At 70.9% G+C, this 21,959-nt stretch carries 22 protein-coding genes; 14 read left to right on the forward strand and 8 right to left on the reverse strand.

Annotated elements, in window-relative coordinates:
• Window positions 1-2: 2 nt before the first annotated feature.
• Window positions 3-809 carry a TrmH family RNA methyltransferase gene (locus BLW76_RS44620; protein ID WP_091318437.1) on the reverse strand — a complete coding sequence of 269 codons (807 nt, stop codon included), beginning with the start codon at window positions 807-809 and terminating at the stop codon, window positions 3-5.
• A gap of 207 nt (window positions 810-1,016) precedes the next feature.
• On the opposite strand from BLW76_RS44620, the gene BLW76_RS44625 reads away from it, so the two are divergent.
• From BLW76_RS44625 to BLW76_RS44650, 6 genes are all read left to right on the forward strand, one after another.
• Entirely contained in the window at window positions 1,017-2,516 is a 1,500-nt protein-coding gene (locus tag BLW76_RS44625) for a glutamate-cysteine ligase family protein (RefSeq protein ID WP_208613504.1), read from the forward strand.
• Between the two features lie 88 nt (window positions 2,517-2,604).
• A complete protein-coding gene (locus BLW76_RS44630) occupies window positions 2,605-3,201 on the forward strand; it encodes a TetR/AcrR family transcriptional regulator (protein WP_091318440.1) in 597 nt (198 codons plus the stop codon).
• 73 nt (window positions 3,202-3,274) lie between these two features.
• Window positions 3,275-3,934, forward strand: coding sequence for a biliverdin-producing heme oxygenase (locus tag BLW76_RS44635; RefSeq protein ID WP_091318442.1), 660 nt, complete (start codon window positions 3,275-3,277; stop codon window positions 3,932-3,934).
• A 189-nt stretch (window positions 3,935-4,123) separates the two neighbouring features.
• Window positions 4,124-4,747 (forward strand): superoxide dismutase, encoded by a 624-nt coding sequence (locus BLW76_RS44640; RefSeq protein WP_086844974.1) that lies wholly within the window; start codon window positions 4,124-4,126, stop codon window positions 4,745-4,747.
• Between the two features lie 102 nt (window positions 4,748-4,849).
• Window positions 4,850-5,662 carry an arylamine N-acetyltransferase family protein gene (locus BLW76_RS44645; RefSeq protein ID WP_167385078.1) on the forward strand — a complete coding sequence of 271 codons (813 nt, stop codon included), beginning with the start codon at window positions 4,850-4,852 and terminating at the stop codon, window positions 5,660-5,662.
• 214 nt (window positions 5,663-5,876) lie between these two features.
• A complete protein-coding gene (locus tag BLW76_RS44650; protein WP_091318446.1) occupies window positions 5,877-6,926 on the forward strand; it encodes a hypothetical protein in 1,050 nt (349 codons plus the stop codon).
• On the opposite strand, the gene BLW76_RS44655 is transcribed toward BLW76_RS44650, so the two are convergent.
• Together BLW76_RS44655 and BLW76_RS44660 are read right to left on the reverse strand one after the other, a co-directional pair.
• Complete coding sequence (locus tag BLW76_RS44655; RefSeq protein ID WP_091318448.1) at window positions 6,923-8,179, reverse strand: MFS transporter; 1,257 nt, start codon at window positions 8,177-8,179, stop codon at window positions 6,923-6,925. The genes BLW76_RS44650 and BLW76_RS44655 overlap by 4 nt on opposite strands.
• A gap of 98 nt (window positions 8,180-8,277) precedes the next feature.
• Window positions 8,278-8,709, reverse strand: a complete 432-nt coding sequence (locus tag BLW76_RS44660) for a MarR family winged helix-turn-helix transcriptional regulator (RefSeq protein WP_091318450.1) — start codon at window positions 8,707-8,709, stop codon at window positions 8,278-8,280.
• Window positions 8,710-8,816: 107 nt separating this feature from the next.
• Here BLW76_RS44660 and BLW76_RS44665 point away from each other — a divergent pair, with 107 nt between their 5' ends.
• The gene (locus tag BLW76_RS44665; RefSeq protein WP_091318452.1) at window positions 8,817-9,383 is read left to right on the forward strand and encodes a hypothetical protein; all 567 of its coding nucleotides are present in this window, start codon (window positions 8,817-8,819) and stop codon (window positions 9,381-9,383) included.
• On the opposite strand, the gene BLW76_RS44670 is transcribed toward BLW76_RS44665, so the two are convergent.
• Window positions 9,384-10,853, reverse strand: a complete 1,470-nt coding sequence (locus BLW76_RS44670; protein ID WP_091318454.1) for an NCS2 family permease — start codon at window positions 10,851-10,853, stop codon at window positions 9,384-9,386.
• An 82-nt stretch (window positions 10,854-10,935) separates the two neighbouring features.
• Between BLW76_RS44670 and BLW76_RS44675 the strand changes: the two genes are divergently transcribed.
• Window positions 10,936-11,163: a DUF2530 domain-containing protein gene (locus BLW76_RS44675; protein ID WP_013230210.1), complete on the forward strand. Its 228-nt coding sequence runs from the start codon at window positions 10,936-10,938 to the stop codon at window positions 11,161-11,163.
• 4 nt (window positions 11,164-11,167) lie between these two features.
• On the opposite strand, the gene BLW76_RS44680 is transcribed toward BLW76_RS44675, so the two are convergent.
• A complete protein-coding gene (locus BLW76_RS44680; RefSeq protein ID WP_091318456.1) occupies window positions 11,168-13,975 on the reverse strand; it encodes a sacsin N-terminal ATP-binding-like domain-containing protein in 2,808 nt (935 codons plus the stop codon).
• A complete protein-coding gene (locus BLW76_RS50885) occupies window positions 13,972-15,627 on the reverse strand; it encodes a DUF3027 domain-containing protein (protein ID WP_091318457.1) in 1,656 nt (551 codons plus the stop codon). The genes BLW76_RS44680 and BLW76_RS50885 overlap by 4 nt, the downstream gene beginning before the upstream one ends.
• 51 nt (window positions 15,628-15,678) lie before the next feature.
• On the opposite strand from BLW76_RS50885, the gene BLW76_RS44690 reads away from it, so the two are divergent.
• Genes BLW76_RS44690 through BLW76_RS44700 form a run of 3 tightly spaced genes read left to right on the forward strand, consistent with a single transcriptional unit; the run spans window position 15,679 to window position 18,941 of the window.
• Window positions 15,679-16,446 (forward strand): glutaminyl-peptide cyclotransferase, encoded by a 768-nt coding sequence (locus tag BLW76_RS44690; RefSeq protein WP_091318459.1) that lies wholly within the window; start codon window positions 15,679-15,681, stop codon window positions 16,444-16,446.
• A 50-nt stretch (window positions 16,447-16,496) separates the two neighbouring features.
• Window positions 16,497-18,455 (forward strand): MFS transporter, encoded by a 1,959-nt coding sequence (locus BLW76_RS44695; protein ID WP_091318461.1) that lies wholly within the window; start codon window positions 16,497-16,499, stop codon window positions 18,453-18,455.
• Window positions 18,456-18,464: 9 nt separating this feature from the next.
• Complete coding sequence (locus tag BLW76_RS44700; protein WP_091318462.1) at window positions 18,465-18,941, forward strand: DUF2771 family protein; 477 nt, start codon at window positions 18,465-18,467, stop codon at window positions 18,939-18,941.
• On the opposite strand, the gene BLW76_RS44705 is transcribed toward BLW76_RS44700, so the two are convergent.
• Window positions 18,938-19,324, reverse strand: coding sequence for a cold-shock protein (locus tag BLW76_RS44705; protein ID WP_013230216.1), 387 nt, complete (start codon window positions 19,322-19,324; stop codon window positions 18,938-18,940). The genes BLW76_RS44700 and BLW76_RS44705 overlap by 4 nt on opposite strands.
• A 131-nt stretch (window positions 19,325-19,455) precedes the next feature.
• Here BLW76_RS44705 and BLW76_RS44710 point away from each other — a divergent pair, with 131 nt between their 5' ends.
• Entirely contained in the window at window positions 19,456-19,692 is a 237-nt protein-coding gene (locus tag BLW76_RS44710) for a hypothetical protein (RefSeq protein WP_167384935.1), read from the forward strand.
• On the opposite strand, the gene BLW76_RS44715 is transcribed toward BLW76_RS44710, so the two are convergent.
• On the reverse strand, window positions 19,689-20,306 hold the full coding sequence (locus BLW76_RS44715; RefSeq protein ID WP_091318464.1) for an HAD family hydrolase: 618 nt from the start codon (window positions 20,304-20,306) through the stop codon (window positions 19,689-19,691). The genes BLW76_RS44710 and BLW76_RS44715 overlap by 4 nt on opposite strands.
• 95 nt (window positions 20,307-20,401) lie before the next feature.
• Between BLW76_RS44715 and BLW76_RS44720 the strand changes: the two genes are divergently transcribed.
• Both BLW76_RS44720 and BLW76_RS44725 read left to right on the forward strand, forming a co-directional pair.
• Entirely contained in the window at window positions 20,402-21,001 is a 600-nt protein-coding gene (locus BLW76_RS44720; protein ID WP_091318465.1) for a TetR/AcrR family transcriptional regulator, read from the forward strand.
• Complete coding sequence (locus BLW76_RS44725) at window positions 20,998-21,954, forward strand: R2-like ligand-binding oxidase (RefSeq protein WP_091318467.1); 957 nt, start codon at window positions 20,998-21,000, stop codon at window positions 21,952-21,954. The genes BLW76_RS44720 and BLW76_RS44725 overlap by 4 nt, the downstream gene beginning before the upstream one ends.
• The last annotated feature ends 5 nt before the right edge of the window (window positions 21,955-21,959 follow it).

Consider the following 21,959-nt stretch of genomic DNA (forward strand, 5'->3'; position numbering starts at 1 on the left):
CTTTAGCCGCCCCTGGCCAGTTCGTAGAAGGCGACGGCGGCGGCCGTGGCGATGTTCAGTGAATCGACTCCGGCCGGCATGGGTATCCGGACGGCATGATCAGCCGCCGCGAGCGCCGCCTCGGTCAGTCCGGGGCCTTCGGCGCCGAAGAGCAGCGCCACCCGCCCGGGCGCGTGCTCCCGCAGCGCGGGCAGCGGGATCGAACCCGGCCGCGGAGTGCACGCCGCCACGGTGAACCCGCGCGCCCGCAGGTCGTCGAGGCCGCCCGGCCAGTCCGCCAGGTGCCCGAACGGCACGCGCAGGACGTGCCCCATCGACACGCGCACACTGCGCCGGTACAGCGGATCGGAGCAGCCGGGGCCGAGCAGCACCCCGCCGACGCCGAGCGCCGCCGCGTTGCGGAAGAGCGCGCCGAGGTTTTCGTGGTCGCCGACGCCTTCCAGCACGGCGATCGGCCCGGTGCCTCCGGTGACTTCGGCGACCGTCAGCGGCGCGGGCCGGTCGGCCACGGCGAGGATCCCCCGGTTGAGGTGGAACCCGACGACGTCGGCCATCGTCTCCGCGGAGGTGACGTACTGGGGCACGTCGAGCCCGGCCAGGTCGTCGGCCAGCTCGGCGAACCGCCGCTGCACGCCCAGCAGCGCCCGCACCGGGTAGCGGGAGGCCAGCAGCCGGGACACCACGACGGTGCCTTCGGCGATGACGAGACCCCGGCCACCGGGCCGGTCCGGCCGACGGTCCGCAGTGGACAGGTCACGGAAATCGTCGACCCGCGGATCGTCGGATCGGCCGATGTGGATCACGCCCATCCGCCCAGTCTGTCATCCGCTTGCCGGGCGGCTCACTGGTCCGAACGTCCACCGCCCGGTGGTACGAACGGGGCCATTTTGCTTTCGGTTAACCGCCCGTGACGGAGAGCACCAGTTTGGCCGCTAGCCCGGCTGCATCGCCTGTGTAACGGTTGTCCGCCGGGGCCTGAACACGTCCTAGTCCACCGACACGAAGCAGGGATGGTCATGGGGATGGACCTCGAGGCTCAGCCGTTCAACACGCTGGACCGAGGACGGTACCGCCGCAAGGTGCAGCGTTGCCTCGACACGCTGGCCCGCATGCTCACCGACGGCAGCTTCTCGTTCCCCCGCAAGAACATCGGCCTCGAAGTCGAGCTGAACCTCGTCGACCGCGAACTGCGCCCGTCGATGACGAACACCGCGGTGCTGGAGGCGCTCGACGACCCGTCGTTCACCACCGAGCTGGGCCAGCACAACATCGAGCTGAACGTCCCGCCGCGGCCGCTGGCCGGCGATTCCGCCCTCCAGCTGGAAGACGACCTCCGCGCGTACCTCGACACCGCGGCGACGAAGGCCCGCGACACCGGCTCGTCGCTGGCCATGATCGGCATCCTGCCGACGTTGAAGCACGAGCACTTCGACCAGAAGTGGCTCACCAACAAGGCCCGCTACGCCACGCTGAACGACCAGATCTTCGCCGCGCGCGGCGAACGCACGGTGCTCGCCATGGAAGGCGCGCCGCTGCCCGGCCAGCAGCCCGAGCGCCTGCGCAGCTACGCGGAGTCGATCCTGCCCGAGGCCGCGTGCACCAGCGTGCAGCTGCACCTGCAGGTCGCGCCCGAGGAGTTCGCCGCGCACTGGAACGCGGCGCAGTGCCTGGCCGGGCTGCAGATCGCGCTGGCGTCGAATTCGCCGTTCCTGCTCGGCAAGGCGCTGTGGCACGAGACGCGGATCCCGCTGTTCCTCCAGGCGACCGACACCCGGCCGGAGGAGCTGAAGAACCAGGGCGTGCGGCCGCGGGTGTGGTTCGGCGAGCGCTGGATCACGTCGATCTTCGACCTGTTCGAGGAGAACGTCCGCTACTTCCCCGGCCTGCTCCCGGAAACCGACGCCGAAGACCCGATCGAAGCGCTCGACGCCGGCCAGGCGCCGAAGCTCACCGAGCTGCGCATGCACAACGGGACGATCTGGCGCTGGAACCGCCCGGTGTACGACGTCGTCGACGGCCTGCCGCACCTGCGCGTGGAGAACCGCGTGCTGCCCGCCGGGCCCACGGTGGTCGACACGGTGGCGAACGCGGCCTTCTTCTACGGCGCCCAGCGTGCGCTGGCCGAGGCGGAACGCCCGGTGTGGAGCCAGATGTCGTTCCAGGCGGCCGAAGAGAACCTGTACGCGGGCGCGCGGCGGGGCTTCGACGGGCAGCTGTACTGGCCGGGCATCGGCTGGATCCCGCCGGACGAGCTGGCGCTGCGCGTGCTGCTGCCGCTCGCCCACGAGGGCCTGCGCCGCTCCGACGTCTCCGACGAAGCCCGCGAGCGCTACCTCGGGATCATCGAGCGCCGGTGCCTGGCCCGGCGGACCGGGGCGACCTGGCAGCGCGACTACGTCCTGCGCGCGCAGGAACGCGGGCTCGACCGCGAGGCGGCGCTCAGCCTGATGCTGGGGCGCTACCTCGAGCTGTCCGAATCGGGCGAACCGGTGCACACGTGGCCGCTCACCGACTGATCCTCGGGGCACTTTCACGTGAAAGTGCCGCTTTGTCGCGCAAAGCGGCACTTTCACGTGAAAGTGGCGCTCGCGCTAGCCTGGGTGGATGCCGAAGATTCTCGGTGAGTCGCTGGAGGCGCACCGGCGTGAGGTGCGGGCCCGGGTCTTCGAAGTCCTGCGCGCCCAGCTCTACGAACGCGGCTTCGACGCGATCACGCTCGCCGGGGTGGCGTCGGCGGCCGGCGTGGGCCGGACGGCGCTGTACAACCACTTCCCGGACAAGGAAAGCCTGCTCGTCGCGTTCGTCGAGGACGAAGCGGCCCGGTACGTCACGCGGCTGACCGAGGCCGTCGAGGCCCAGGCCGACCCGGTCGACCAGCTGGCGACGTTCGTCCGGCTCCAGCTGCGCGTGCTGTCGGAGTTCCACATGCCACCGGGCACGGCGCTCGCGTCGGCACTGGCCCCGGCGGCGTACCGGCGCATCAGCGCGCACGCCGACCCGATCACCGACAGGCTGCGCGCCATCCTCACCGGCGGCGTCGACCTGGGCCGCTGGCCGGCCGAGGACCCGGACGTGCTGATCCCGATGATCATCGCGGCGCTGGGCAACCGCACCCTGGTCGACGGCCCCGCCGAACGGCTGGAGGACGTCGTCGAGGCGGCGGTGCGGTTCGTCCTGCGCGCGGTCGGGGCGGCAGTTTAGGGTGGCCTAAGTCCGGTTCATGCCCTACGATCTTTCTGACAGCGTGTCAGATCGATCGCCGGGAGGCCTGCCCATGACGGTGACCACGGACGCCCGCCCGTTTTCGGCGACCCTGCGCGCGTCGACCCTCGAAGTCCACGACCGGGCGAACTACTCGACGTACATGCGCACCCTGCTCGGCGGCGAGCTGACCCGCGACGGCTACGCCCAGCTGGCGATCCAGTACTACTTCGTCTACGGCGCGATCGAGGCGGCGAGCGACGCGATGGCCGGCGACCGCGTCGGCGGCGAGTTCGTCTTCGACGAGCTGCGGCGGCTGCCGAGCCTCGAGCGCGACCTCGCCCACCTGGTCGGCCCGGACTGGCGCTCCACGATCACGCCACTGGCCTCGACGCAGGCGTACGTCGCGCGGATCCGCGAAGCGTCGACGTGGGCCGGCGGGTACGTCGCCCACCACTACACGCGCTACCTCGGCGACATCGCCGGCGGCCAGGTCATCCGGCGGATGCTCGAGAAGAACTACGACGTCGCCGAGGCGGGGGCGCTCTTCTACCACTTCGACGGCATCGGCAGCGCGCCGCGGTTCCGGGACCGGTACCGCGCCAAGCTGGACAACGCGCCATGGGACGAGGCCGAGCGGGCGCGCGTGATCGACGAGACGCTGGTGGCGTTCGAGTGCAACGTCGCCGTGTTCGACGAGCTGGCCCTGCGGCTCGACGAGTTCCGTGCCTGATCTCACAACCCGTTGACCTCCAGTTAAGTCCAAGTTGCAGGCTCGGTTTCAGGCGGCGTGCCTCCGGGGTACGCCACCTACGGACCGCCGTCCCACGCTGTGACGGCCACATGCCCCCGCTCGCCGCGAAGGGGCGTGTGCTACTAGGTTCGATACCGGAAACTTGTGTCGAAGACAGAAGGAGGGCCAATGGCCCGCTACGAGCTGCCCGATCTCGACTACGACTACGGCGCCCTCGCGCCGCACATCTCCGGCGAGATCAACGAGCTGCACCACAGCAAGCACCACGCGACCTACGTCAAGGGCGCGAACGACACGCTCGACAAGATCGCCGAAGCCCGTGACGCCGGCAACTTCGGTGACATCGTCGGCCTGCAGACCACGCTGGCCTTCCACCTGGCCGGGCACGCCAACCACGTCGTGTGGTGGAAGATCCTGTCGCCGGAAGGCGGCGACAAGCCGACCGGCGAGCTGGCCGCGGCGATCGACGAGGCGTTCGGCTCCTTCGACAAGTTCAAGGCGCAGTTCACCGCCGTCGCGACGACCATCCAGGGCAACGGCTGGGGCGCGCTGTCCTGGGACCCGATCGGCAAGACGCTGATCACCCAGCAGCTGCGCGACCACCACAACAACCTGGTGCTGCCGACCACGCCGATCCTGCTGGTCGACGTCTGGGAGCACGCGTTCTACCTGGACTACAAGAACGTCAAGCCGAAGTACGTCGAGGCCCTGTGGAACATCTTCAACTGGGCGGAGATCAGCAAGCGGTTCGACAACGCCGTCGCCGGCGGCAACGGCCTGCTGCTCGGCTGAGTTTCCTCGTCGACGGGGCTCTCCCTTCCGGGAGGGCCCCGTTTTTCGTCGCCGGGAAAACGCCTTGACCTCGAGCACGGTCGAGGTGTTTGAGTGGATGCCATGGACATCGACGCGTACCTGGCCCGCCTCGGCGTCGCCCGCCCGGCGGCGCCCGACCTCGCGACGCTGCGCCACCTGCAGGAACGCCACCTGGCCGCGGTCCCCTTCGAGAACCTGAGCAGCCACCTCGGCGAGCCGGTCGAGCTGACCGAGGACGCGCTGTTCGCCAAGATCGTGCACCGCCGCCGCGGCGGGTTCTGCTACGAGCTGAACGGCCTGTTCGCGGCGCTGCTGCGGGCGTTGGGTTACGACGCTTCCCTGCACGCGGCCCAGGTCTTCCGCCCCGACGGCACCCTCGGCCCGCCACTGGACCACGCGGCGATCGTCGTTGCCCTGGACGCGCAGGACTGGCTGGTGGACGTGGGTTTCGGCCGCTTCGCCCGCCACCCGCTGCGGTTGTCCGCAGTGGACGCCCAGCCCGACCCGGACGGCGAGTTCCTGATCCTCGACGCCCCCCACGGCGACGTCGACATCCTGCTGGACGGCAAGCCCCAGTACCGCCTGGAGCGCCGCCCGCGCCCCCTGGCCGACTTCATCCCGATGGCGTGGTGGCAGACGACGTCACCGGAGTCCCACTTCACCCGGTCGCTGACGTGCTCCCGCCCGACCTCCCAGGGCCGCGTGACGCTGTCAGGAGACAAGCTGATCGAGACGGTGGACGGCGTGCGGCACGAGGTGCACCTGCCGTCCCCGGCGGCGATCCGCCTGGCGTACCGCGTGTATTTCGGGATGACGCTGACGCGCCTGCCGGTACCACCGGGCGGGAGCCCCTTGACGCACGACGCGCCCCAGCCGGACACTGCGCTGACGTGAACGAAGCCCCGGCCTGGGGTTTTCCCAGTGCCGGGGCTCCGTCCGTTCCCGAACTGACTGCCGCTCCCACCACGAAGCGGACATGTATGAGGTTAGCCTAACCTCATCTCTTGGGGCAAGAGGTCGGCCGCAGAGACCCCGATCTCACTCTTCCGGGTGACACCGCGTGCTTGAACCACCGGTTTTTGTCGGTGCGTGCCGATACGGTCACAGCGTGAACACAAGGGGGAACTCCCACCGCACCGCGGCGCTGATCGTCGTCGCCGTCCTGGTCGCCGTCGCCGTGCTCGGCGGCGGCACCTGGCTGGTGCTGCGCGCCACCGTCTTACGGCCCGTCGCACTGCCCGAGCCACCGAAGGAACTGCCCAGCCCGTGGCCGGAAACGGGAGCGGAGCCGGTCCGCGAGGTGCCGATGCCCACCGGCGAGATGGCCGCAGCGTTGCCGGACTACACGGCGGCCCACGTCCTCTGCTCGGCTCTGCCGGAGCAGAGGTGGGCGAAACTGCTGGGTGGCCCGGTCCTGCGCGAAGTCTCGGCGGTGTTCGGCTGCACCGTGGTCACGACGACCCTGCGGGTCAGGGCCGAGCTGAGTGACGGAAAGCTTGTCGTCCCGACGGGAAAACCCGAGCGGACCACCGTGGGTGGCCGCGACGCGACGATCCACCGGGCGTCGGACCGGCGCGCGACCGCGGTCGTCCGGCTGCTCGGAGCGAACGCGCCGAGCTGGTCGAAACCGGTGCTGGAGATCTCGCTCGAGCAGGACGTCTGGGACCGGACGCCCCGCGACCTGCCGGCGATGGTGCGCGAACTGGGCGAGGGCATCGTCAACGCCGTCACCACGCCGGGGCCGTCACTTCCCGCGGACTCCGCCGAAAACACGATGCCGGCCCGCGAGGCGGGGCCCGTCCCGGGCAGCGGCATCGTCGACGCGGCGACCCCGCTGATCGCCTGGCAGCTCTGCTCCGCGCTCTCGCAGTCCACCGGGCGCCCGCTCGAGGAGTTCGTCCCGAAGCACGACGGGGAGTGCGAGTACCGGACGGACAAGGCGTTCGGGGTCCAGGCCGCGAGCCGCGCGCACCTCGAGACGTCCTTACCGGACACCGTCGGCGGCCGGCCGGCCTTCGTGGAGAACCCGTCGGTGACCATCCAGCTCACCGACGAGTCACCACAGCAGGTCCGGCTGTCCTGGCTCTCCCCACGCAAGTCCGAGGCGGAGCTGCGTGCCTGGGCCGAAACCTTGGTGCCCAGGTTGCTCGGGACCTAGACCTTCGCCCGCTTCAGCACCCGCAACCCGAGACCCCGCTTCACCGGCCAGGAAACCCCACCCCGCCGGATCAGCACCACGGCACACACCACGGCAGCCACCGCCGAAACAGCCCCGCCGATGTAGAACGGAGACCGCCCGCCGAACTGATCGGCCATCCACCCGACCATCGGCCCGCCGATCGGGTTGCCGCCGATCAGTACCAGCACGTACAGGCCCATCACGCGGCCGCGCATCTCGGGGCTGACCGACGTCTGCACCAGCGCGTTCGCCGTGTTGAGGAACGTCATCGTGGCGAAGCCGAGCGGGATCAGGCCGAGGCCGAACGTCAGGTACGTCGGCATGAACGCCGTGATCAGCTCGAACACGCCCAGGAAGAACGCCGACACCAGCAGCAGCCGCACCCGCGGCCTGCCCTTGGTGCCGCGGCGGGCGGACATCACCGCACCCGTGAAGGTGCCGACCGCGACCAGCGTCGACAGCAGGCCGTAGCCGTCGGCCGCGGTGTGGAAGACGTTCGCCGCCACGATCGGCAGGGAGCTGAAGTACGTGATGCCGAACGTGCTGACGAACAGCACCAGCACCATCACCGTCATCAGGTCGGAGCGCCGCCGGACGTACCGCAGGCCCTCGGCCAGCTGCCCCTTCTCGCGCGGCACCGCCGCGACGCGGAACAGCTTGTCCGGGTTCATCAGCACCAGCCCGGTGATCACCGCGACCGTGCTGAGCGCGTTGGCGATGAACAGCCAGCCCGTGCCGATCCAGGTGATCGCGAACCCCGCGATCGCCGGGCCGACGATCCGCGCCATGTTGAAGATCGACGAGTTCAGGGCGACCGCGTTCGCGATCTGGTCACGGCCGACCATTTCGGCGACGAACGACTGCCGCGTCGGCACTTCGAGCGACGCCGTGATGCCGAGCGTGAAGCACAGGACGTAGACCTGCCACAGCGCCACGAGGCCGGTGATGTCGAGGACGCCGAGGATCGCGGCCTGCGAACACGCCGCCACCTGGATCCAGGTGAGCAGCCGCCGCTTGTCGACGCGGTCGGCGAGGACGCCGGCCCACAGCGAAAGGAACAGCGTCGGCGTGAACTGCAGGGCGACCGCGATGCCGAGGGCGATCGGGTTGTTGCCGCTGAGGGTGAACACCAGCCAGTCCTGGGCGATGCGCTGCATCCAGGTGCCGATGTTCGAGATGACCTGGCCGGTGAAGAACAGCCGGTAGTTGCGGACGCGCAGCGAGGCGAACATGCTGCCGCGCTTCGGCGGGGATGGTGGTGAGGCCGTATCCCGGGTAGCAGTGGTCTGGATCGAACGCTTGGTTTCGCTACCCGTGGCCGTCACCGTGGTTAGTTCCCCGCCATCCTGTCTATGATTTCGGCGGCTTTGGAGAGCACTTCACGCTCTTCGTCGCCGAGTTCCGCCAGTTGCCTGTCCAGCCACGCCTCCCGCACGGAAATGGCCTTCCGCACGTAGGCGAGCCCGCTCTCGGTCAGCTCGACGATGGCCTGCCTGCCATCGGTCGGGTGCGGGCGCCGCTCGACGAACCCCAGCTCCTCGAGCGCGGCGATCACCCTCGTCATCGAAGGTGGCTGGACGCCTTCCTTCGCGGCGAGCTGACCCGGGGTCAGCGCACCGCACTTGTGCAGGGTGGACAGCGCGGCGACCTGTGTCAGCGTGAGGTCGTCCCCGACGCGCTGTGCCCGCAGCCGGCGATTGAGCCGGACCACCGCGAGACGCAGACGGCTCGCCAACGAGCGTTCGTGCGTGTCGCCGGACATATAGTTAGCATACCTTACGAAACTTCGTCCGCACGGGTGATCTCGGTCAAGCCGCAACCGCGAACCACCCCGCGCGTCCTCACCGGGGACAGCACCTGGGGAGCGAGATGAACAAGAAGCTGGTGGGCTCGGCCGTGATCGGCGCGGCCGTCCTGGCGATCGTGGCGGCGCAGTTCGTGGGCGGCGGCGAAGACGCGCCGGCGGCGGCACCACCGTCACCGTCGTCGCCGTCCATCACTGAGCAGTCCATGGAGGCCTACAACTTCCCCGACGCGGCCGGCGGGCGCGGCTGGGCGGTCCTGGTCCCGGTCCCCTCGGGCTGGACTGTCACCCACGAGAACGACCGGTCGAGCTACCGCAAGGGCAACCTCCTGCTGGAGACCGACAAGGTGCCGATCGCGCAGGAGGACGCGCTGAGCGGACTCAAGGCCATTGCCGCGAAGGCGCACCAAGACGGCTCGTCCGTCAGGCCCGTGCAGGCCGGCGACATCGCAGACGCGGCGGAGTGGGACTACACCTACCTCCGCGACGGCCGCTATCCCGAACGGGTCGCCGTCATCGGGATCGGCGCGGGCGACAGCCTCGTCACGATCCGCTACGAGGCGCCGCCCGCCGAGTTCGACGCCAACCGCGGTGTGCTGGACACCGCGATGAAGGTCAGCGCGCCGGGCTGATCAGCGGAACGCGGCCTGGAGCGGCCCGACCGCGAAGTACGCCACGAAGGCCAGCGCGATCACCCACATCAGCGGGTGCACCTGGCGGGCCTTGCCGGTGGCGGCGCGGATGACGACGTAGCTGACGAACCCGGCGCCGATGCCGTTCGCGATCGAGTACGTGAACGGCATGACGACGATGGTCAGGAACGCCGGCAGCGCGATCGAGAAGTCGGTGAAGTCGATCTCGCGGACCTGCGACATGAGCATCGCGCCGACGACGACCAGCGCCGGGGCGGCCGCCTCGACCGGCACCACCTGGTAGAGCGGCGTCAGGAACATCGCGGCGAGGAACAGCACGCCGGTGACGACGTTCGCCAAGCCCGTCCGGGCGCCCTCCGCGATACCCGACGCGGACTCGACGAACACCGTGTTCGAGCTGGCCGAGCCGAAGCCGCCGGCCGCGCCCGCGAGGCCCTCGACGAACAGCGCCTTGCCGACGTTGGGGAGCTGGCCGTCCTTCGGCAGCAGGTCGGCTTCCTTGGCGAGGCCCGTCATGGTGCCCATGGCGTCGAAGAAGTCGGCGAGCACCAGGGTGAACACCAGCAGGCAGACGGTGATGATCGGCAGCCGCGTCCAGGCGCCGAACGAGACGTCGCCGACGAGCGAGAGGTTCGGCAGGCCGAACACCTGGTCCGGCAGCGCCGGGTAGCCGAGGTTCCAGCCCTTCGGGTTGGTGCCCTTCGACGGCCCGGCGTTGACGATCGCCTCGACGACGATGGCCAGCACGGTCGAGGTCAGCACGCCGATCAGGATCGCGCCCTTGACCTTGCGGACGACCAGGATGCCGGTGACCAGCAGGCCGACGACGAACACCGCGGTCGGCCAGGAGGCGATCGAGCCGTTGATGCCGAGGCCGACCGGGACGGTGGTGTGCGCGGCGTCCGGCAGCCGGCGCACGAACCCGGCGTCGACCAGGCCGATCAGGCAGATGAACACGCCGATGCCGACGGCGATCGCGGACTTCAGCGCGGCCGGCACCGCCCGGAACACCGCGGTGCGGAACCCGGTGAGCACGAGCAGGACGATGATCACGCCCTCGATGACCACCAGGCCCATCGCCTCGGGCCAGGTCATCTGCGGGGCGATCGTGACCGCGACCAGGCTGTTGATGCCCAGGCCGGTGGCGATGGCGAACGGGTAGTTCGCGACCAGGCCCATGAGGATGGTCAGCACGCCGGCCACGAGCGCCGTCACCGCGGCGACCTGCGGGACCGGCAGGATGCCGCCGAGGACGTCCTTGTGCGCGCCCGCGTCGTCGGCCGAGAAGCTGCCGATGATCAGCGGGTTCAGCACCACGATGTAGGCCATCGTGACGAAGGTGACCAGGCCGCCGCGCAGCTCGCGCGACACCGTCGAACCCCGCTCGGTGATCTTGAAGTACCGGTCCAGTGTGGACGTCCCGGTGCGGGTCGTCTCCTGCTCCGCCATTCGCCTGCCCATTCTCTCGCTGCTGCGGAGTACCCTGCACCTCGTGAGTGAACCGATCAATCCACCGGAGGTTACGGGCTCGTTGCGGCACACGCCGGAGCTGCCCAAGAGGCTGACCGACCTGACGCCGGTGGTGATCGTAGGCACCTCGATCTGGGCTGTCGCGCTGGTGGTGCTCTTCTTCACGACTTCGGGGCTGTGGGTGCAGACGGCGCTGTCCGGTTTCGCGCTCGGCTTCGTCGGCCTGGCGATCATCGCCTGGCAGCGCGCCGCCGCCCGCCGCGGCTCGAAGTCGGCGCAGCGCCTCTAGGCGCCTACGCCAGGAGGGTCCGCGGCGAGGGGTCGTCGAGCAGCGCCGTGATCAGGTGCCGGTCGGGCCAGCGCCCGGCCGCCCAGGCGAACGCGCGGGCCAGGCCTTCCGACGTGTCGGCCGCGTGCAGCCGGTCGTCGGACCACCACTGGACGTCGTGTTCGGCGTCCTGGATGCGCACGGTGAGCGGGTCGTGCACCAGGACCCCGCCGTCCGGGAGCCGGATGCCGAGCTGGTCCGCGACGAGCTTCAGCGCGGGCAGCTCGGCCCAGGGCGCGTACTCGCCTTCGCTGACGACCCGGGCTTCCTCCGTGCTCGCGAGCGGCAGGTCGAGCAGGTCCGCGAGCCGCTCCGGCTCCTCGGGCGCGACGACGTACCGGTCCGGGTCCAGCGCGCCGGCGACCCACGGGACGTCCAGCACGAGCGCGTCGTCCACAACGGACCCGTCCGCGGCCCGGATCGCCCGTGGCACGCCGGGGTCCATTCCGGACTCGACGACGGCGTCGTAGGCGCGGGTGGCCAGCCCGGGCGAGATCACCCGGTCCGGGTCGGCGAGCCGGTCGAGGAGGTCCCTTACTTCGTCCACACCGGACAGCCGGAGGTCCGCGCGCACCCCGGCGATCCGGAGCAGGTCTTCACCGAGGCCGACGTCGGGGACCTCGTCGAAGAGGCCGGCGAGATCGGCGCCGGGCAGCCGCCATTCGTTCGGCGCGGCGCCGCCGAGCACGGCGTACTGCGCGATCCACCAGGCGGCGTGGCCGTGGGGCGCGCGGAGGGCGTGCCAGGTTTCCGGCCGCGCGGCGAGCAGCTTGACGGCCGCGGGCCAGGCGTCGTCGGCGACGAGGTCGAGGTCCCGGATCGCGACGAGCGTCGACGGCGGCTCCGGCAGCGACTCCCACCAGGAGTCTTCGTCGGGCAGGTCGTGGTCGGGCTCGTGCGGCTCGTCGTCGACGACCAGCGCGAACGAGTCGAGCACCCCGGCGGCGACGAGGGTGCTCGGCGGCCAGTCCTCGGCGAAGTCCTCGTCGAGGACGTCCATCGCGCCGTCTTCCTCGAAGACCTCTTCGTCGAAGATGTCCAGCAGCGGCGAGGCCGGGAGAACGAGTTCGTCGGCGCGGCGCCAGGTGTCGGTGCCCGGGAGCGCGAGCGCACCGACCCAGCGCGGCGCATCGTCCCCGCAGTCGGCGATCAGCCGTAGCACGGCACCGGCGAGCGTCGTACCGTCCAATCCGGACCGGACGTCCTCGACGCTGCGCTCGACGGCGTCGCGCAGCTGGTCGGCGTTGAGCAGCTCCCGGGCGTCGGCGTGCTTGGCGCCCAGCCGTTCCAGGAGCGGGTGCGACGCGGCGGGGTGCACCAGCCGCAGTCCCGGGATGTCCACATCGGACAGCAGGTCGAGGAGTTCGGCCGAGCCTTCCACCAGCAGGCAGCCACGAGCACCCGGCAGCGTCCGGCCGTCCGAGAGCGGAACCGGCAGCCCGTCGAGCCGTTCCACGGCGAGCACGTGCGACTCGACGGCGATCGAGAGCGCCGCGTAGACCTCCTGCCACCAGCCCGGGTCGCGGGTGACGCCGGTGAGCGTTTCCAGCACCTCTTCGATGCCGATCACTTGCACCGCAACGGCTTTGAGAACCTGCGCAGGGCCTTCGAGCAGCCCCGGAACCAGATCGGCGAGCAGGGCGGACAGGCCGGGCACGTCGACGTCGAGCACCCGGCCCTGCCTGCCGGAAACCTCGTTGCCGTCCCGAGTGGACAGCCATGGTTGTCCACTCAGGACTTCCAGGACGGCGTCACGCAACTGCGCGTCCACAGTGGACTTGGGAAACCCGGGCACCGGAACGAGCGCGAACCGGTGTTCGGCAGGCAGCGACCGGACGAGCCCGACGTATTCCTCGGCGGCCGCCTCGAGCGCTTTCACCAGTTCAGACCCGGGCAGCGCGCGACGCCGCGACGGTTCGACCGGAACGGAGGCGAGCAGCCGAGCGGGCAGCGAAAGCCCGTCATCGGTGGGCGTCGGGGCGTGCAGAACGTCTTCTTCGAGCGGCTTCGGTGTCCCGTCGGCGCCGACCGGAACGGCCCAGACGACGTCACCGCGGTGGATCAGCCAGCGCGTTTCCCCTTCGGGACCACGAATGGCGACCAGGTCACCGTCGGTGTCCCGTGTCCAAACGCGACCGTCGACGTCGAATTCACCCAGCCAGGGGAGGGCAAGAAGCAGATCGGCGACATCACGGGCGAGTTCGCCGAGGAGGGCCCGCCCGTCGACGCCGTCCCGCAGCAGCAGCCGGACCTCGGTGTCGAAGCCGGCCGGAACGTCGGCGGGAGCGGGCCACGGGAGCCGCAGGACGGGAACGTCCCCGCCGGTGCCGACGGCCTGCCGGGTGCGTTCGGCGGAGAAGCGGACACCCCCGGTGACGGAGACGACGCAAGGCTCATCGGAGACGGTCCGCACGGCGGCGAACCCGACCCCGAAGCGCCCGACGGTGTCACCGGTCTTGCCGGAGGCGCGCAGTGACGCGAGCGAGGCAACACCCCGCGCATCGAGCGGAGCCCCGGTGTTGGCGAACCGGAGTTCGGAGTCCACAAGGGACGCTTTCACCCGCCCGGGCTTGCCGGCGGCCATGGCGGCATCGGCGGCGTTCTGGGCGAGTTCGACGAAGAGCCGATCCCGGTAGGCACCGACGCGCAGGTCACGTTCGACGTTGGTGTCTTCGGTGAGCCGCGTGGGCGAGTCCCGCCAGGAGCGCAGGGTGGCCTCACGAAGCCGAGCAGTCCCAAAGGGATCGGACGGCTCGGCGGTGGGAGTGGTCACCGTCCGGGGGTGTCGTCGATCCGGGCCTGCGCTTCGTCGGGTTGCGAAGGATCGGACGAGCCGGCTACGACGCCGTCGGCTTCGGTCACCTCGGCCGGCTCGGGCTCGGCAGCAGCAGGTTCGACCTGGACAGCCTCGGGCAACTCAGCTGCCTCGGGCTCGGCCGGCACACCGGAGTCCCCATCGGCCGCATCCGACTCGGCGGCCAGCGGCACTTCGGCCACAGCAGTCTCGGCAGACGGCTCGGCCACAGCCGGCGCCTCGGGGGCAGCAGGCAGTTCGACCGAATCCGATTCCGCAGCCGGAGGCACGTCGGCCCCAGCAGGCTCGGCCGGCGACTCGGCCACAGCGGACGACTCGCCCGGCGCTTCAGCCGCAGCCGGCAACTCGGCCCCAGCAGGCTCGGCAGACGGCTCGGCCACAGCCGGCGCCTCGGGGGCCTCGGGGGCTGCGGGCAGTTCGACCGCGTCGGTTACCTCGGCCTGTGACGGCTCCGCTTCCGCGGGCTCCGGCACATCCTCCACAACCGGCCCGGCCGCTTCCGGCGCCGCCGCTAGCACGGGGTCGATCTCCGCCGGCGCTGCGGCCTGCTCGCCGGCGACCTCGGCCGTCTGCGGCTCTGCGACCTCCGCGGCCTCCTGCTCAGGCACCTCGACCGGCTTCGCAACCTCGCCGGTCACGTCCAGCGCCGCCTCGGGCTGGGCTTCCGCCGCTTCCGGGGCCGGGTCCTCGGCCGGTGTGGTGGCCGCTTCGGCCAGGGCCTGCGGCTCTGCGATCTCCGGCTCCACCTCCGCCGGTGACACGTCCGACTCCGCGATGGCCGTCTCCGGCTCGGCCGCTGCCGTCTCCAAGACCTCCGGAGCCTCCGAAGCGACCTCCGAAGCAGCAACCTCCGGCGCCGGCGTGAAGTCGAGCAGGGAGTCGTCGTACACCAGCTCCGCCACCGGGATCGATGAGGTCACCTCGACCTCCACCTCCGAGTGGGCTCCGCAGCCGTACTCCACGTCGACCACGTGGCCGTCCGCCGGGGCTATGTCGTTGCTGCAGACTCCGAACACTCCGCGCAACGAGCCCGCCAAGGGCACGAAGAACCCGCACGTCCCGCACACGTCCGGCGCGCTCCGCGCCATGTCCGACCGCGGGCCGAACTCGCCCGCGTGCCAGCGGGACGCCGCCTCGGCGCGGCCGATGCGGGACAGGGCGTGGACGCGGCCGAGGCCCACCTCGCGGGCGACCTCCTCCACCGCCGGGTCGTCCGACTGCAGGTACGCCGGGACCAGGCGGGGGTCGTCCGCCGCCGTCGGGAAGATGTCGCCCACTCCGAGGTCGCCCGCGCGGACGCGGCGCTCCCAGGGCACCCAGGCCGGCGCCACCAGCGCGTCCGGACCCGGGACCAGGACGACCTCACTGACCGTCACCGGCTCGTCGTCGCCCGCCAGGGCCACCGTCACCGACCAGCGCCAGCCTCCGTAGCCCGGGACCTGGGCCTCGAACAGGTGACTCGCCGTGACCGCGTCCTCGCGGGTGACCCCCACGTGCGCGCCGAGCTGCTCCTCGGGTGCGTCCTCCAGCACCGCAGCTCGCGCGAACTCCACCGCGTCGGCGAGTTTGCGCTGCACGGAACCGTCGTCCAGGGTCAGCAGCAAAGTCATGCGGCCAATTGTGCCGCACGCATCCGCGGCGCCCGTGCCAGGCTGTTCATCGTGCGCACGCCGATCGTCACCGTCCTGCTGCTGGCCGCCGCGCTCGGCGGCTGTGCCGGTGCCCAAGAACAACCCGCCGGGCCGGAACGGCTCACCGTCCAGGTCGTCGCGACCCTCCCGCACGACCCCGCCGCCTTCACCGAAGGCCTCGAGTTCGCCGGTGACACGCTGTACGAGAGCACCGGGCTCGCCGGGCGGTCCACCCTCACCGCCGGCCCGGCGGGCGGCCCGCCCCGGACCACCGCCACGCTGCCTTCTCCCCTCTTCGGCGAGGGCGTCACCGTCCTCGGGCCGACGCTGTGGCAGCTCACCTGGCAGGACGGCTACGCCATCGAACGCGACGCGCACACCCTGGCCGAGCTGCGGCGCGTCCCGTTCCAGGGCGAAGGCTGGGGCCTCTGCCACCAGGCCGACGGCCGCCTGGTCATGAGCAACGGCTCTTCGCGGCTCACCTTCCGCGATCCGAAGACCTTCGCCGTCACCGGCGGCGTCGACGTCGGCCGCGACCAGCTCAACGAGCTCGAATGCGTGGGCGACGACGTCTACGCAAACGTTTGGCACACCGACACCGTGCTGCGGATCGAAGCCGCCACCGGGCGCATCACCGGGACGATCGACGCAGGTCAGCTGCGTGCGAAAGTGAACGCGACGGGCGCCGAAGACGTGCTCAACGGTATCGCCGCCGTCCCGGGCACCGGCGATTTCCTCCTCACCGGGAAGCAGTGGCCGGTCACGTTCCGGGTGAGGTTCGTCCCGGCTCCGGCCTGAAAGCACGGATGAGCAGGCGGAACCGGCACCCCGTAAGGCAGGATTGACACGTGGCACTCTTCGGCTCCCGCTCCGACGGCACCCCGCCGGGACAGCCGCGCGGCCGGAAGTCCAAGCGACGCTGGACGCCGGAACCGGGCGCCGCGCAGGCCAGGTCCTGGCGGGACGCCGCCGCACCGCGCGCCGAGCACGGCAGCCCACCGCCACCCACCCGCGTCCAGCGGGACGCTGCCGAGCACGGCAGCCCACCCACCCGCGTCCAGCGAGACGCCGCCGAGCACGGCGGCCCGCCGCCCGCCCGGTTCCAGCGGCCCGCGCCGCCGCGCGCGGGGTTCCACGACGGCCGCGTGCCGAACGCCGACGAAGCGCCCACCGCCGCCGCGCCGACCCACCACCGGCCGCCGCCCGCGCGCGGGGCCCGGCCGTACGACCCGCACCGCACCGAGCCGGTCCGCCGCGAGCCGCCGCCGCGCGGTGGCTTCTACCAGGGCGAACGCCACCCCGGCAGTGGCGAGTACGAGCACTACGACACCGGCGGCTACGCGGGTGAACCGCGGCCGCAGGAACAAGAGCCGCCGCGGGAAGAGCCGCGGACGCCGGGCGGCACGCCGAAGCTGCCGAAGAAGATCACCGTCACCCGGGTGGCGGCGATGCGCAGCCGCCAGCTGACCGGCCAGGCCGTCGACGCCTTCCAGCGCGCGACCAAGGCCGACGGCGCCGAGAAGTCCGGCCTCACCTCGCTGACCTACGCCGTGATGCTGAACTACGCCAGCGACGCGGCGATGGCGATCGCGCTGGCCAACACCCTCTTCTTCGCCGCCACCAGCGGCGAGAGCAAGGGCAAGGTGGCGCTCTACCTGCTCATCACGATCGCGCCGTTCGCGCTGGTCGCGCCGGTGATCGGCCCCGCGCTGGACAAGGTGCAGCGCGGCAGGCGGCTGGCGATGTGCGCGTCCTCGATCGGCCAGGGCCTGATGGCCGTGGTGATGGCGCTGCACTTCGACGACTGGCTGCTTTACCCGGCCGCGCTCGGGATGATGGTGCTGTCGAAGTCGTTCACCGTGCTCAAGGCCGCGGTGACACCCCGGGTGCTGCCGTCGGAGATCACGCTCTCCAAGACGAACGCCCGGCTGACCACGTTCGGCCTGGTCGCCGCGGGCGTGTTCGGCGCGCTGGCCAGCGGCGTCAACGCCATCGCCGGCTCGGCGGGCGCGCTCTGGTTCACGGCGTTGATCTGCGTGGCCGCGGCCGTGCAGTCGATGCGGATCCCGGCCTGGGTGGAGGCGACCGAGGGCGAGGTGCCGACCTCCCTGTCGGCGCACCCCAAGGAGAAGAAACGCCGGCAGCCGATGGGGCGCCACATCGTGGTCGCGCTCTGGGGCAACGGTTCGGTGCGCGTGCTCACCGGCTTCCTCATGATGTTCGCCGCGTTCGCGGTCAAGGCGCAGACCGAGGGCAGCGGGCAGACGCCGTTCATGCAGCTGCTGCTGCTCGGCGTGATCGGCGCCGCGGCCGGCGCCGGTGGCTTCCTCGGCAACGCGCTGGGTTCGCGCCTGCACTTCGGCAGCCCCGACCAGGTGATCGTCGGGTGCGTGGCGGGCTGCGTGCTCGCCGCGCTGGTCGCGACGATCCTGCCCGGCCTGGCCACGGCCGCGATCGTCGGCCTGATCGGCGCGACGGCCAGCGCGCTGGCCAAGATCAGCCTCGACGCCGTCATCCAGGAGGACCTGCCCGAGGAGTCGCGCGCGTCGGCGTTCGGCCGCTCGGAGACCGTGCTGCAGCTGGCCTGGTGCCTCGGCGGCGCGATCGGCCTGCTGCTGCCGCCGACCTACTGGATCGGCTTCCTGGTGATCTCGATCCTGCTGGCGGTCGGCCTCACGCAGACGTACCTGGTGCGCCGCGGCGGCTCGCTCGTGCCGGGCCTCGGCGGCGACCGGCCGCTGCGGCCCGAGCCGACCGGCAGCTTCCCGGCCCAGGGCCTGCCCCGGGACCCGACGGCCCGCCGGTAGGCTCCGGCCATGCGACGTTCCCGGGTGGTGGCCCTGCTTGCGGCCGGTGGGTTCGCGGTGGCCGGCTGTTCGGCACCCGGCCCGGCCGAGGTCACCTTCTACGCCGACGGCCACACCATCAACACCACGCCCGTGCTCACGTGCGACTACACGCAGAAGCTCGCGCAGCCGTGCAGCGCGAAGGGCTCCACGCAGACGCTGAAGGTCCGCCCCGGCAAGCCGGTGCAGATCTCGGTCCCCGGCGAAGTCGCGGACTCGCCGTGGCAGATCGTCTACGAGTACGTGACCCCGCAGGGCGAGTACAAGCAGAGCGACCCGATCCCGTTCACGTCGCTGGACCGCTACGCCTACACGGTCATGCCGCCGACGCCCGCCGACCGCATCTCGGCGGTGGACGTGCAGAAGTACACGGCCGTGCTCAACGCGGACACCGGCGAGTCGGGCCTGCTGCCCAGCGACGTCTGGGGCCTCCGGCTCGAAGCTTAGGGATCGATGTCCCGGGCGACCGCACGCATGATCTCGGCGATCTGCTTGGTGTGCTTGCGGTCCGGGTAGCGGTTGCGCCGCAGGTCCGGCTGCACCTTCAGCTCGAGCAGCTTGATCATGTCCTCGATCAGGCCGTGCAGTTCCTCGGCCGGGCGACGGCGCGCCTCGGCGACGGACGGCGGCGGGTCGAGCAGCCGGACGGAGAGCGCTTGCGGACCGCGGCGGCCGTCGGCGACGCCGAACTCCAGCCGCTGCCCGGCCTTGAGCCCCTCGACGCCCTGCGGCAGCGCGGCCTTGCGAATGTAGACGTCGGCGCCACCGTCCTGCGTGACGAACCCGAACCCCTTCTCCGCGTCGTACCACTTGACCTTGCCGGTCGGCACTTCCCTCACCAGTCCTTCTGCTGTCCGCTCATGACTAACGCGCCCGGGGCGTACCCAGGGCGCGCTGGGTAAAGGGTATCTCGCCACACGCCCTGGGGAGAAGTCGATACCGGCGGATACCCTTTCGCATCATGAAGAGCACGACGAAGGAGACCGGCGTGGCCACTCCCGGCAAACCGTTCCTGATGCGCGTCGGCATCGGCCTGTTCGCTCTCGGCATGCTCGCCGTGCTGGCGGTTTTCATCATGTTCGCCGCCGGCCTGGAAAACCTGCCGATCTGGCTTTCGGTCGCCGCCGGGGTCGTCACGCCGCTGGGCCTGCTGCTCGGCCTGATCGCCCTGGTGATGGAGGCACGCGCCAAGAACTAGGAGACGGCTGCGAACGTCTTCTCGAACCACTCCGGGAACTCCGTCAGCGACTCGAACACCACCTCCGCTCCTTCGCTCAGCAGGAGCGTGCGGTCGCACGGCCCCGTCGTGACGCCGACCGGGATCGCCCCGGCGGCGAGCGCACCCCGGATGTCGCCGGCGTGATCTCCGACATACACCCGGGCGTCGTGGGCCAGCAGGGCCTCGGCCTTCTGCGTCGACCACAGCTCGCCGATGACTTCGTCGACGTCGAGCCCGAGCGCGTCCACGTGCAGCTGCGCGTTGGGCCCGTACTTGCCCGTGACGACCAGGGTGCGCCCGCCCGCGGCCCGCACCGCGCGGAGCGACTCGACCGCGCCCGGCAGCGCGACCGCGCTCGGCACGACCACCTCGGGGTACATCGCCCGGAACCGGTCGACGAGCCCGGGGATGCGCTCCTCGGGCGCTTCGAAGCCGCGCAGGATGTCGTCCAGGGGTGGCCCGAGGTTGGCCGCGAACGCTTCGCCGTCCAGCGGCAGGCCGGATTCGACGCCCAGCGCGTTCATCGCCGCGGCCATGCCCGGCCGGGCGTCGATCAGTGTCATGTCGAGGTCGAACCCCACGGTGATGCCCACGATCAAGACAGTAGCCCGAGGTACCGACAGTTTTACGCGTGAACCGAGCCTGTACAGCACCTTGACAGCAGAGCGATCTGTGTCAAGGTAAAAGTGTGACCAGCTTCACCGAGCGGACGAAGGCGTCCCTGCGCGAAGCGCTGCTCGACGCCGCCGCCGACCTGCTGCCGGACCGCGGCCACGCGGGGCTGCGGATGGCCGACGTCGCCGCCAAGGCCGGCGTGAGCAGGCAGACGGTCTACAACGAGTTCGGCAACAAGGCGGCGCTGACCCAGGCGGTGGCGCTGCGCACCGCGGCGGAGTTCCTCGACGGGATCCGGCAGCGGTTCGAAACGGCGGACGGGCTCCTGGCGGGCATCCACCACGCCGTCGTCTACACGATCGAGCACGCGCGAGAGAACCGCCTGGTCGCGGCGGCGCTCGGCACCGAAGCGGGCGAAGACCTCCTGCCGCTGCTCACGTCCAGGGGCGAGCCGATCCTCACCGCGGCCGCCGAACTCGCCGCCGAGCAGTACCGCGAGCTCGAACCCGGCCTGTCGCCCGAAGCCGCGGCCTTGCTCGCGGAGACCGTCGTCCGGCTTTCCCTGTCGCACCTGGTGCTGTCCACGCACTCGGCAGCCGAAGCGGCCGACGCCGTCACCGCGGTCATGGAACCCGCCATCCGCCAATTCGTCCACAATGGAGTGACACGATGACCGAACTCCGATCCGGGTTCTCCTCACTGCGCAGGGGCGGCCTGAACTGGGACTCGTTCCCGCTGCGGCTGTTCGTCAAGGGCAACAAGAAGTTCTGGAACCCGGCGGACATCGACTTCAGCCGCGAACGCGAAGGCTGGGACAAGCTCAACCCCGAGCAGCAGCGGAGCACGACGTACCTGGTCGCGCAGTTCATCGCCGGCGAAGAGGCCGTCACCGAGGACATCCAGCCGTTCATGCGGGCGATGTCGGCGACCGGCCGGTTCGGCGACGAGATGTACCTGACGCAGTTCTGCTTCGAGGAAGCCAAGCACACGGAAGTGTTCCGGCGCTGGATGGACGCGGTCGGGCTGACCCAGGACCTGCACCCGTTCGTCGCCGAAAACCCGCACTACCGCAAGCTGTTCTACGAAGAGCTGCCGCAGTCGCTGCGCGCGCTGGAGGACGATCCCAGCCCGCTCAACCAGATCCGCGCGAGCGTCACGTACAACCACGTCATCGAGGGCAGCCTCGCGCTGACGGGCTACTACTCGTGGCAGCTGATCTGCACCCAGCACGATATCCTGCCGGGCATGCAGGAACTGGTCCGCCGCATCGGCGACGACGAGCGCCGCCACATGGCGTGGGGCACGTTCACCTGCCGGCGGCACGTCGCCGCGGACGACTCGCTGTGGGACGCGGTGCAGCAGCGGATGGGCGAGCTGCTGCCGCACGCGCTCAACATGATCCAGTGGGTGCAGGACCAGTTCGAGGAACTGCCGTTCGACAACGACCCGCAGGAGATCATCCAGTACGCGGCGGACCGGGCGCAGCGGCGGCTGGGCGCGATCGAGTCGGCGCGCGGGATGCCGGTGGAGCAGATCGACGTCGACTACTCGCCGGAGCAGCTCGAAGAGACCTTCGGCGAGGAGGACGCGAAGGCGATCGCGGAGGCCGCCGCGGCGGTGGGCTGACGGCC

This window comes from Amycolatopsis tolypomycina (assembly GCF_900105945.1).
GTDB classification, from domain to species: Bacteria; Actinomycetota; Actinomycetes; order Mycobacteriales; family Pseudonocardiaceae; genus Amycolatopsis; species Amycolatopsis tolypomycina.